Origin of the sequence: Caballeronia sp. AZ7_KS35 (assembly GCF_023631045.1) — a bacterium.
GTDB lineage: Bacteria > Pseudomonadota > Gammaproteobacteria > Burkholderiales > Burkholderiaceae > Caballeronia > Caballeronia zhejiangensis.
Genome location: NZ_JALQDV010000009.1, coordinates 260718 through 272694, shown reverse-complemented (window position 1 = coordinate 272694; position 11977 = coordinate 260718). Strand labels below are relative to the sequence as shown.

Here is an 11977-nt window from a genome sequence, read left to right as displayed (position 1 = left end):
TCCCACACACCGTCGTTCGCTGCGCCAGTCGGCGCGCGCCGCACGCCGCCAGTCGCCTGCTTCGTCACTGCGTTTGCCCCATGCAAGCGAGCTGAACCGAACCGCGACGCGCGCCTCGCGAGCCGCCGCCACACTGCGCGAAGGAAACCCCTCGTTCTTCGAGCGACGGGAAGCCAAGCCTGAATTTCGGACAGACAGGTCGGTAACAGGGTGTTCCCCAAGGAGCTTCCCGTGTTGCCGTCATTTTCCCCCGCACTTCTCGCACTTGCCGACGGCACGGTCTTTCGTGGTCAATCGATCGGCGCGCCCGGTTCGACGATCGGCGAAGTGGTGTTCAACACCGCCATCACCGGTTATCAGGAAATCCTGACCGATCCGAGCTATGCCCGCCAGATCGTCACGCTGACCTATCCGCACATCGGCAACTACGGCGTGAACGCCGAAGACGTCGAAGCCACCAAAGTCCATGCCGCCGGCCTCATCATTCGCGACCTGCCGGTGCTCGCATCCAACTTCCGTTCCGAGCAAACGCTCTCCGACTATCTCAAGGCGCAAGGCGTCGTCGCGATCGCCGGCATCGACACGCGCAAGCTCACGCGTATCCTGCGCGAGAAGGGCGCGCAGAACGGCTGCATTCTCGCCGGTTCCGATGACGAAGCGAAAGCGCTCGAGCTCGCACGCTCGTTCCCGGGCCTCGCGGGCATGGACCTCGCGAAGGTCGTGTCGACGGACCAGCCCTACGAATGGACGCAGACCGAATGGCGTCTGGGCAGCGGCTACGGCAAGCAGGAAGCGCCGAAGTTTCGCGTCGTCGCGTTCGACTATGGCGTGAAGTACAACATCCTGCGCATGCTGGCGGAGCGCGGTTGCCACGTGACCGTGCTGCCCGCGCAATCGACCGCCGCCGATGCGCTCGCGCTCAATCCGGACGGCATCTTCCTGTCGAACGGCCCCGGCGATCCGGAGCCGTGCGATTACGCCATCGCGGCCACCAGGGAATTCATCGAGCGCGGCATTCCGACGTTCGGCATCTGCCTCGGCCATCAGATCATGGGTCTCGCCGTCGGCGCGAAGACGATGAAGATGAAGACCGGCCACCACGGCGCGAACCATCCGGTGAAGGACATGGACGACGGCCGCGTGGTCATCACGTCGCAGAACCACGGTTTCGCGGTCGATGCGTCGACGCTGCCCGCCAACGCGAAAGTCACGCACGTCTCGCTCTTCGACGGCACGCTGCAAGGCTTCGCGCTCACCGACAAGCCCGCCTTCTGCTTCCAGGGCCATCCGGAAGCGTCGCCCGGCCCGCACGACATCGCGTATCTGTTCGACCGCTTCATCAAGCTGATGGAAGCACAGAAGGTCGCAGCCTAAGAACAGAACATCGCAAATATACAGAGCACAGTTATGCCGAAGCGCACAGACATCAAGAGCATCCTCATCATCGGCGCGGGTCCGATCATCATCGGCCAGGCGTGCGAGTTCGATTATTCGGGCGCGCAAGCATGCAAGGCGCTGCGTGAGGAAGGCTACAAGGTCATCCTCGTCAACAGCAATCCGGCGACGATCATGACGGATCCGAACACGGCCGACGTCACGTATATCGAGCCGATTTCGTGGGAAGTGGTCGAACGCATCATCGCGAAAGAGCGCCCGGACGCGATCCTGCCGACCATGGGCGGACAGACCGCGCTCAACTGCGCGCTCGACCTGTTCCATCACGGCGTGCTGGAAAAGTACAAGGTCGAGCTGATCGGTGCGTCGCCGGAAGCGATCGACAAGGCGGAAGACCGCCAGAAGTTCAAGGACGCGATGACGAAGATCGGCCTCGGTTCGGCCAAGTCGGGCATCGCGCATTCGATGGAAGAAGCGCTCGCCGTGCAGCAGCAGATCGCCGAAGCGACCGGCAGCGGCGGCTATCCGACCGTGATTCGTCCGTCGTTCACGCTGGGCGGCTCGGGCGGCGGCATCGCGTACAACAAGGAAGAGTTCGAAGAGATTTGCCGTCGCGGTCTCGATCTCTCGCCGACGCGCGAGCTGCTCATCGAAGAATCGCTGCTCGGCTGGAAAGAGTACGAGATGGAAGTCGTCCGCGATAAAAAGGACAACTGCATCATCGTCTGCTCGATCGAAAACCTCGACCCGATGGGCGTGCACACCGGCGATTCCATCACCGTCGCGCCGGCGCAGACGCTCACCGACAAAGAGTATCAAGTGCTGCGCAACGCGTCGCTCGCGGTGCTGCGCGAGATCGGGGTCGATACCGGCGGCTCGAACGTGCAGTTCGCGATCAACCCGAAGGACGGCCGCATGGTCGTCATCGAAATGAATCCGCGCGTGTCGCGTTCGTCGGCGCTGGCATCCAAGGCAACGGGATTCCCGATCGCCAAGGTCGCCGCGAAGCTCGCGTGCGGCTACACGCTCGACGAACTCAAGAACGAAATCACCGGCGGACAAACGCCCGCATCGTTCGAACCGACGATCGATTATGTCGTGACGAAGGTGCCGCGCTTCGCGTTCGAGAAATTCCGCGAAGCCGATTCGCGCCTGACCACGCAGATGAAGTCCGTCGGCGAAGTCATGGCAATGGGCCGCACGTTCCAGGAGTCCTTCCAGAAGGCGTTGCGCGGTCTGGAAGTCGGCGTCGACGGTCTCGATGAGAAGACCACGAGCCGCGACGAAGTCATCCGCGAAATTGGCGAGCCGGGTCCGGACCGCATCTGGTATCTCGGCGACGCCTTCCGTCTCGGCCTGACGATGGAAGAAATCTTCGAAGAGACGTCGATCGATCCGTGGTTCCTCGCGCAGATCGAACAGATCATCCTCAAGGAAAAGGCGCTCGAAGGCCGCACGCTCGCGAGCCTCACGCGTGACGAACTGCTGTATCTGAAGAAGAGCGGCTTCTCGGACCGGCGTCTGGCGAAGCTGACCGGTTCGACGCAAGCAGACGTGCGCAAGAAGCGTCACGAAATGAAGGTGCGCCCGGTGTACAAGCGCGTCGACACGTGCGCGGCCGAGTTCGCGACGAAGACCGCCTACATGTACTCGACGTACGAAGAAGAGTGCGAAGCGAATCCGACCGACAAGAAGAAGATCATGGTGCTGGGCGGCGGCCCGAACCGGATCGGGCAGGGCATCGAGTTCGACTACTGCTGCGTGCATGCCGCGCTCGCCATGCGCGAGGACGGCTATGAAACCATCATGGTCAACTGCAATCCGGAGACGGTTTCCACCGACTACGACACGTCCGACCGTCTGTACTTCGAATCGCTGACGCTCGAAGACGTGCTCGAAATCGTCGATCTGGAAAAGCCGGTCGGCGTGATCGTGCAGTACGGCGGCCAGACGCCGCTCAAGCTCGCGCTCGATCTGGAAGCGAACGGCGTGCCGATCATCGGCACGTCGCCGGACATGATCGACGCCGCCGAAGACCGCGAGCGCTTCCAGAAGCTGCTCAAGGATCTCGATCTGCGTCAGCCGCCGAATCGCACCGCTCGCGCCGAAGACGAAGCGCTGAAGCTCGCGGAGGAAATCGGTTATCCGCTGGTCGTGCGTCCGTCGTACGTGCTCGGCGGCCGCGCGATGGAAATCGTCCACGAGCCGCGCGACCTCGAGCGCTACATGCGCGAAGCCGTGAAGGTGTCGAACGATTCGCCGGTGCTGCTCGACCGCTTCCTGAACGACGCGATCGAATGCGACGTCGACTGCATCTCCGATGGCGACGACGTGTTCATCGGCGGCGTGATGGAGCACATCGAACAGGCGGGCGTGCACTCGGGCGACTCGGCTTGCTCGCTGCCGCCGTATTCGCTGTCGCAGGAAACCGTCGACGAACTGAAGCGGCAAACCGCCGCAATGGCGAAGGCACTGAACGTCATCGGCCTGATGAACGTGCAGTTCGCGATTCAGCAAGTCGCGCAAGACGACGGCTCCAAGAAGGACATCATCTACGTGCTCGAAGTGAATCCGCGCGCATCGCGCACGGTGCCGTACGTGTCGAAGGCAACCGGTTTGCCGCTCGCCAAGATCGCCGCTCGCGCGATGGTCGGCCAGAAGCTCAAGGCACAAGGCGTGACGAAGGAAGTCATTCCGCCGTACTTCAGCGTGAAGGAAGCGGTGTTCCCGTTCGTGAAGTTCCCGGCGGTCGATCCGGTGCTCGGACCCGAAATGCGCTCGACCGGCGAAGTGATGGGCGTGGGCCGCACGTTCGGCGAAGCACTCTTCAAGTCGCAGCTCGCGGCGGGCTCGCGTCTGCCGGAATCGGGCACGGTGCTTCTGACCGTGATGGACGCCGACAAGCCGAAGGCCGTCGAAGTCGCGCAGATGCTGCACGAGCTCGGCTATCCGATCGTCGCAACCAAGGGCACGGCCGCGGCCATCGCGGCGGCAGGCGTGCCGGTGAAGGTCGTCAACAAGGTGAAAGACGGCCGTCCGCACATCGTCGACATGATCAAGAACGGCGAGATCGCGCTCGTCTTCACGACCGTCGACGAAACGCGCGCCGCCATCGCCGATTCGCGCTCGATCCGCATGAGCGCGCAGGCCAACAAGGTCACGTACTACACGACGATGTCGGGAGCGCGCGCGGCGGTCGAAGGGTTGAGGTATCTCCGAGATTTGGAAGTCTATGATTTACAAGGCTTGCATGCTCGCCTAAACTAAGGCTTCGATTACTGGTCTAAGTATCACGAGCCGCGGTTAAGCGGCGTCTCCTGCTCTGTGGGAGATGCGCTTAACCGCGGTAATTTTTTTGACGAAATTGTTTGTGAGTGGTCTATGAGCACGATTCCTTTGACGAAGCGCGGCGCGGAGTTGCTGCGCGACGAATTGCAACGCCTGAAGGCCGTGGAGCGTCCGGCGGTCATCAACGCGATCGCGGAGGCGCGCGCGCAAGGCGACTTGTCGGAAAACGCGGAATACGACGCCGCGAAGGAAAAGCAGGGGTTCATCGAGGGCCGCATCGCGGAAATCGAGTCGAAGCTGGCCGCCGCGCAAGTGATCGATCCGACGCAGGTCGAAGCGGAAGGTCGCGTGGTGTTCGGCGCGACCGTCGAACTCGAGGACCTGGAATCGGGCGACATGGTGACGTATCAGATCGTCGGCGATGACGAAGCCGACATCGATCACGGCCTCATCTCCGTGAGCTCGCCGATCGCGCGCGCGCTGATCGCGAAGTCGGAAGGCGACGTGGCATCGGTGCAGGCGCCGAGCGGCGCACGCGAATACGAGATCATCGCGGTTCGCTACGTCTGATGGAGCACCGGCTCTTTCGCACCATCAGCATGGTCTGGGTCGGCAGTCTGCTGACCCTCGGTCTGGTCGCTGCGCCCGTGCTCTTTTCGATGCTCGACCGCACGTCGGCGGGCTCGGTGGCGGCGCAGCTCTTCCGCATCGAGGCGATCATCGGCGTGATCAGCGCGCTGGTGCTGATCCTCATCGGCAATCGCTTCGTGAAAAGCGGCATCGTCGATTACAAACGCGTGCGGTGGATCGTCGCGGTGATGCTCGTGTGCGTGCTGGTCGGCTATTTCGCCTTGCAGCCGTTCATGAACTCGCTGCGAATGGCGGCGCAGGAAGCGGGCACCGATCTCGCGAGCTCGCCGTATGCGAAGGAGTTCGGCATTCTGCACGGCCTATCCAGCGCGATCTATCTGATCGAATGCCTGTTCGGCATTGCGCTGGTGTGGCGCTTGCCGGGCGCGGCGCCCGTCAAGATCGTGCCGAAGGGGAAATCCGCCAAGGTGGCGGCGAAAAGAGCGCGAAGCTGAATCGCGCTTGCTCGGGACGGCGCGTGCGTTTCATTGGAAATGCACACGCCGTTCGATCATTTGACCGTCTGATGCTGGCGCTTCGAGCTGGTCTGACGTTTCTTCGCGCGCTTCACGTTGCCGCCGGCGGTCACACGTTCGTTGCCCAGTACCTTCAGCGTCTGCTTTTTGGGTTTCTTGAACGCGGGCGCATCGCGGGTGATTTTCACTGCCTTCACCGTGCGCGGCGCGCGGCCCTTCGTCTCGCGTTCGGCGGCTTCGCCTGCGCTCGGAGGCATCGTGCTGCGCGTGCGGGTGGCGCGGGTTTTCGGAGCGGCGCCTTCGGGCCTCCAGATCACGAGCAGCTTGCCGATATGCTGAATAGGCGCGGCGTTCAGGCGATCGCAGATTTCGTCGTAGATTTCGACGCGTGCTTCGCGTTCGTCGCCGAATACGCGGACCTTGATGAGCTGATGCGCTTCCAGGTGGACGTTGATTTCCTTCAGCACGGCATCGGTCAGGCCCTCCGCGCCGACGAGCACGACGGGCTTGAGCGCATGGGCCTGGGAGCGCAGATCGGCGCGTTCGGCGGGGGAGAGTTTAAGAGCTGGCATGAGAAATTTCGGACTCGACTAAAATGTGGGCGGCGTGAGGTAGATTCGCGAGGCGGTTTGAACACGCTGCAGCGAAAGCGCACGGCTTCGTGCCGGATCTTCGGCGCATCGGTCGCGCCACCGCCCACCAGAAACAGAACAGGCCGGATGCACGGGTTTTCGGAGCGCGAGCGCGCCGAGGACCGGTCCGGCCGACAAGACGCGTATTATCCGCTAAAAGCCTCGCGCGATGCAGCAAAATACGCACCGGGCGTGCTGTCAGCGCGCCACATGAGCTCAGTTTGAATGGCAAAGAACCGTTTTAATCATTCGTGGTTGCATGACCACATCAACGATCCCTACGTAAAGATGGCGCAGCGCGAGGGCTATCGCGCGCGCGCCGCATACAAGCTGAAGGAGATCGACGAGCAGGACAAACTCATCAAGCCGGGTCAGGTCATCGTCGATCTCGGCTCGACGCCCGGCTCCTGGAGCCAGTACGCGCGCAACAAACTCGCGCAGGGCGCGAAGCGCGATGCCGAGCGCCAGGGCGGCATCGACGGCACGATCATCGCGCTGGATATTCTGCCGATGGAGCCGATTTCGGACGTCACGTTCATCCAGGGCGACTTTCGCGAGGACGAAGTGCTTGCGCAACTCGATGAAATCGTCGGCGAGCGTCAGGTGGACCTTGTAATCTCCGACATGGCCCCCAACCTCTCAGGCGTGGCGAGTGCGGATGCCGCGCGCATCGAGCATCTATGCGATCTGGCGCTGGAGTTCGCGCAGAACCATCTGAAACCGGAGGGTGCGCTGCTGGTCAAATGTTTTCACGGCAGCGGATACAGCCAGATCGTTGAGAAGTTCAAGCAACAGTTCAAGGTGGTTGCGCCACGCAAGCCGAAAGCTTCTCGCGACAAATCGTCGGAGACTTTTATTCTCGGGCGGCGGCTCAAGCAACCGAACTGAACGGCCCGCTCGAGCGATTCGGCGAATTACGGCGATATTTTCGCGGAATATGCCGAAAAAAACCTCTCTTCCGCTATTTGTGCGGTAGTTAAACCTTATGGCAGGGGTTAGCGGTCTGGATTAGAATGCTTTGGTGGCGTCGCAAGGTTTATGTAGGCGCCCGTCTATGAGTGAGGAGTGGTGCTTTGAACAACAATATGTTCTCTAAAGCGGCAGTGTGGCTCGTGATCGCACTGGTGCTGTTTACGGTGTTCAAGCAGTTCGATAAGCCCCGCGTCCAGGAAGGTGTGTCCTATTCGCAGTTCATGGACGACGCGAAGAACGGCAAAGTCAAGAACGTCACCGTTCAGGGCCGCAATCTGACGGTCACTCCGAACGACGGCCAGAAGTACCAGATCGTGTCGCCCGGCGACATATGGATGGTCGGCGACTTGATGAAATACGGCGTTCAGGTCAGCGGCAAGGCTGACGATGAACCGAATGCGCTCGTCTCCGCGCTGTACTACCTCGGACCTACGATCCTGATCATCGGCTTCTGGTTCTACATGATGAGGCAGATGCAGGGAGGCGGCAAAGGCGGGGCGTTTTCGTTCGGGAAGTCGCGAGCGCGGCTGATCGACGAAAACAACAACGCAATCAATTTCACCGACGTCGCGGGTTGCGACGAAGCCAAGGAAGAAGTCTCGGAACTCGTGGACTTCCTGCGCGACCCGCAGAAATTCCAAAAGCTCGGCGGACGCATACCGCGCGGCGTGCTGCTGGTCGGCCCGCCGGGAACCGGTAAGACGCTGCTGGCGCGCGCCATCGCGGGCGAAGCGAAAGTTCCGTTCTTCAGCATTTCGGGTTCGGACTTCGTCGAAATGTTCGTCGGCGTGGGCGCGGCTCGTGTGCGCGACATGTTCGAGCAGGCGAAGAAGCATGCGCCGTGTATCGTGTTCATCGACGAAATCGACGCGGTCGGCCGTCATCGCGGCGCCGGCATGGGCGGCGGCAACGACGAGCGCGAGCAGACGCTGAACCAGATGCTCGTCGAGATGGACGGCTTCGAGGCGAATTCCGGTGTGATCGTGATCGCGGCGACGAACCGTTCGGACGTGCTGGACAAGGCGCTGCTCCGTCCGGGCCGTTTCGACCGTCAGGTCTATGTCGGTCTGCCGGATATCCGCGGCCGCGAGCACATCATGAAGGTGCACCTGCGCAAGGTGCCTATCGCGAACGACGTCGATGCATCGGTCATCGCGCGCGGCACGCCGGGTTTCTCGGGCGCCGATCTCGCGAATCTCGTGAACGAGGCTGCGCTGTTCGCGGCGCGTCGCGGCAAGCGCATCGTCGAGATGCAGGATTTCGAGGACGCGAAGGACAAGATCTTCATGGGTCCGGAGCGCAAATCGGCTGTGATGCGCGAAGAAGAGCGTCGCAATACGGCATACCACGAGTCGGGTCACGCGGTGGTTGCGAAGCTGCTTCCGCATGCCGATCCGGTGCACAAGGTCACGATCATGCCGCGCGGCTGGGCGCTGGGCGTTACGTGGCAGTTGCCCGAGCATGACCGCGTGAACCTGTATCGCGACAAGATGCTGGAGGAAATCGCGATCCTGTTCGGTGGCCGCGCAGCGGAAGAAGTGTTCCTGAATTCGATGTCGACCGGTGCGTCGAACGACTTCGAGCGCGCAACGAAGATGGCGCGCGACATGGTGACGCGCTACGGCATGTCCGACGTGCTCGGCACGATGGTCTACGTCGATACGGAAGACAACGGCATGTTCGGCAAGATGGGCGCGAAGTCGGTGTCCGAAGCCACGCAGCAGAAGGTCGATGCGGAAATCCGCCGCATCCTCGACGAGCAATATGCGCTCGCCCGGAAGCTGCTGGAAGACAACCGCGACAAGGTCGAAGCGATGACCAAGGCGCTGCTCGAATGGGAAACCATCGACGCGGACCAGATTGGCGACATCATGTCGGATCGTCCGCCGCGTCCGCCGAAGAACATGCCGCCGCCGTCCGGTGACACGCCATCCGGTGGTAGCAGCGGCACCGAGGTCAAACCGGGCAACGCGCCGGCAACGGCCTGAGTTTCCTGCATGAGTTCATGGGCCGGTGTGCATAGCACGCCGGCCCATTTTCACTTTATGGCGTCCGTTTTTAATCAGGTGCTGAACGCGGCGCCGTCTCCGTCCCTCCGTTCCGTTCTATCCGCTTGGCCACTTCAACCCCATCCCCGATTTCAGCCGCGCCGCTCCAATGCGGACGCTTCATGCTGACCTTCGACCGCCCGCTCGTCATGGGCATTCTCAACGTTACGCCGGACTCGTTCTCCGATGGCGGCCGCTTCATTTCGCGCGACGCCGCACTGGCTCGCGCCGAGCAGATGCTCGCCGACGGCGCCGACATGATCGATATCGGCGGCGAATCCACGCGTCCCGGCGCGCCGCCCGTGCCGCTCGACGAGGAACTCGAGCGCGTGGTGCCGATAGTCGAGGCATTGCGCGCCGTTCGAGTGCCGCTTTCCGTCGACACGTACAAACCAGCCGTGATGCGCGCCGCGCTCGACGCCGGCGCGGACATGATCAACGACATCTGGGGCTTGCGTCAGGACGGCGCGATCGACGCCGTCAAGGGCAGCAACTGCGGACTTTGCGTGATGCACATGCTCGGCGAGCCGCGCACGATGCAGCTTCACGAGCCGGTGTACGAAGACGTCGTCGCCGACGTGCGCGCGTTCTTCGCGGAGCGCGTCGCCGCACTCGGGCGCGCGGGCATTGCGACAGACCGCATCAGTCTCGATCCGGGTTACGGCTTCGGCAAGACGGTCGAGCATAATTACGCGTTGCTCGCGCATCTCACGGACACGTCGCCCGCCGGGACGAACTTTCCGTTGCTCGCGGGCATGTCGCGCAAGTCGATGCTCGGCGCCGTCACCGGACGCGGCGCGGGCGAGCGGCTCGCGGCGAGCGTCGCCGCGGCGGTGTGCGCGGCAGAGCGGGGCGCGGCCATCATCCGCGTCCACGATGTCGCCGAAACCGTCGATGCGCTGAAAGTCTGGCAGGCAACAAAGAATGCTGCCGGGAATGGGCATTATTGACACTGGCCTCATTCATCAGCAATTTGGGCGCAGGCGCGCGCCGATAGAACTCATTAACTAAAATCGTGGACCGATACGATGCGCCGAACGGTCGCGAGGAGGGTCAAGCAACAATGGCACGTCAATATTTTGGAACCGACGGCATCCGCGGCCGCGTAGGCGTCGCGCCGATCACGCCGGATTTCGTACTCAAGCTCGGCTACGCGGCCGGAAAGGTGCTCGCGGGCGCCGACCGCGCACAGCAAAAGAAGGGCAATCGTCCGACGGTATTGATCGGCAAGGACACGCGCGTGTCGGGCTACATGCTCGAAGCTGCGCTGGAATCCGGCTTTTCGGCGGCGGGTGTCGACGTGATGCTGGCCGGCCCGATGCCGACGCCTGGCGTCGCCTATCTGACGCGGGCACTGCGGCTGTCGGCGGGCGTCGTGATCAGCGCGTCGCACAATCCGTACGACGACAACGGCATCAAATTTTTCTCCGCCGACGGCAACAAGCTGCCCGACGAAGTCGAACTGGAAATCGAGCGCCAGCTCGAGCAGCCGATGGAATGCGCGCCTTCCGAGCGCCTCGGTAAAGCCCGGCGTCTGGATGATGCAGGCGGACGCTACATCGAATTCTGCAAGAGCACCTTTCCCGCGAGTTTCGACTTGCGCGGTCTGAAGCTCGTCGTCGATTGCGCGCACGGCGCCGCATATGACGTCGCGCCGCACGTTTTCCATGAACTCGGCGCGGAAGTCGTGTCGATCGGCGTGTCGCCGAACGGCTTCAACATCAACGACGGCGTTGGCGCGACCGCCCCGGACGCGCTCGTGCGCGCGGTGGTCGAGCACAAGGCGGATATCGGCATCGCGCTCGACGGCGACGCGGACCGTCTGCAGGTCGTCGATTCGTCCGGCCGTCTCTATAACGGCGACGAATTGCTCTACGTGCTGGTCAAGGATCGCATCGCGACCGATGGCAAGGTGGAAGGCGCAGTCGGCACGCTGATGACCAACATGGCCGTCGAGGTGGCGCTGAAGGAGGCGGGCGTGCAGTTCGTGCGCGCGGCGGTCGGCGACCGCTACGTCCTCGAAAAATTGCGCGAGAACGGCTGGCTGCTGGGCGCGGAAGGCTCGGGCCACATCCTTTCGCTGGACCGTCACTCGACCGGCGACGGCATCGTCTCGGCGCTCCTCGTGCTTGCAGCGATCCAGCGCAGCGGCAAGTCGCTCGCCGATCTGCTTCGCGGCGTCAGCCTGTTCCCGCAAAAGCTCATCAACGTGCGGATGAGCGCGGGCGCGGACTGGAAAGGCAGCGCCGCGATTCGCCGCGCGGTCGAGCAAGCCGAGCAATCCCTCCAATCGCACGGCCGCGTCTTGATTCGCGCGTCGGGAACCGAACCGGTCTTGCGCGTGATGGTGGAAGCATCGGCGCAACAGGACGCGGTTCGATACGCGGAAACGATTGCGCAGGTCGTAAAGGACGCGACTTCGTAGGCGTTCACTGAAGTTCGTCGCGTTTCGCTAAAAGCGGGCTTCGGCCCGCTTTTTTATTTGCGCCGCCGGCTTGACGGATCGGCTGTGATCAAACTTTCAGCACGTAAGCGC

At 62.6% G+C, this 11977-nt stretch carries 9 protein-coding genes; 8 read left to right on the top strand and 1 reads right to left on the bottom strand.

Going from position 1 to position 11977, the window contains the following annotated elements:
* The first annotated feature begins 231 nt into the window (after window positions 1–231).
* The 4 genes from carA (at window position 232) to NCT05_RS11440 (ending at window position 5768) form a co-directional block, all read left to right on the top strand.
* Window positions 232–1374 (top strand): glutamine-hydrolyzing carbamoyl-phosphate synthase small subunit, encoded by a 1143-nt coding sequence (gene carA, locus NCT05_RS11455; protein WP_175980372.1) that lies wholly within the window; start codon window positions 232–234, stop codon window positions 1372–1374.
* 33 nt (window positions 1375–1407) lie between these two features.
* Entirely contained in the window at window positions 1408–4662 is a 3255-nt protein-coding gene (carB, locus tag NCT05_RS11450; RefSeq protein ID WP_008342048.1) for a carbamoyl-phosphate synthase large subunit, read from the top strand.
* 114 nt (window positions 4663–4776) lie between these two features.
* The gene (gene greA, locus NCT05_RS11445; protein WP_008342047.1) at window positions 4777–5253 is read left to right on the top strand and encodes a transcription elongation factor GreA; all 477 of its coding nucleotides are present in this window, start codon (window positions 4777–4779) and stop codon (window positions 5251–5253) included.
* On the top strand, window positions 5253–5768 hold the full coding sequence (locus tag NCT05_RS11440) for a DUF4149 domain-containing protein (RefSeq protein WP_008342046.1): 516 nt from the start codon (window positions 5253–5255) through the stop codon (window positions 5766–5768). The genes greA and NCT05_RS11440 overlap by 1 nt, the downstream gene beginning before the upstream one ends.
* Before the next feature lie 56 nt (window positions 5769–5824).
* On the opposite strand, the gene NCT05_RS11435 is transcribed toward NCT05_RS11440, so the two are convergent.
* A complete protein-coding gene (locus tag NCT05_RS11435; protein WP_175980371.1) occupies window positions 5825–6361 on the bottom strand; it encodes a YhbY family RNA-binding protein in 537 nt (178 codons plus the stop codon).
* Window positions 6362–6646: 285 nt separating this feature from the next.
* Here NCT05_RS11435 and NCT05_RS11430 point away from each other — a divergent pair, with 285 nt between their 5' ends.
* The 4 genes from NCT05_RS11430 to glmM all read left to right on the top strand — a co-directional run bounded on the left by NCT05_RS11430 (window position 6647) and on the right by glmM (window position 11866).
* Window positions 6647–7309, top strand: coding sequence for an RlmE family RNA methyltransferase (locus NCT05_RS11430; protein ID WP_008342044.1), 663 nt, complete (start codon window positions 6647–6649; stop codon window positions 7307–7309).
* 185 nt (window positions 7310–7494) lie between these two features.
* Window positions 7495–9381, top strand: coding sequence for an ATP-dependent zinc metalloprotease FtsH (gene ftsH, locus NCT05_RS11425; protein ID WP_008342043.1), 1887 nt, complete (start codon window positions 7495–7497; stop codon window positions 9379–9381).
* Window positions 9382–9563: 182 nt separating this feature from the next.
* Window positions 9564–10391: a dihydropteroate synthase gene (folP, locus tag NCT05_RS11420; protein WP_250502294.1), complete on the top strand. Its 828-nt coding sequence runs from the start codon at window positions 9564–9566 to the stop codon at window positions 10389–10391.
* A gap of 113 nt (window positions 10392–10504) precedes the next feature.
* Entirely contained in the window at window positions 10505–11866 is a 1362-nt protein-coding gene (gene glmM, locus NCT05_RS11415; RefSeq protein WP_008342040.1) for a phosphoglucosamine mutase, read from the top strand.
* The last annotated feature ends 111 nt before the right edge of the window (window positions 11867–11977 follow it).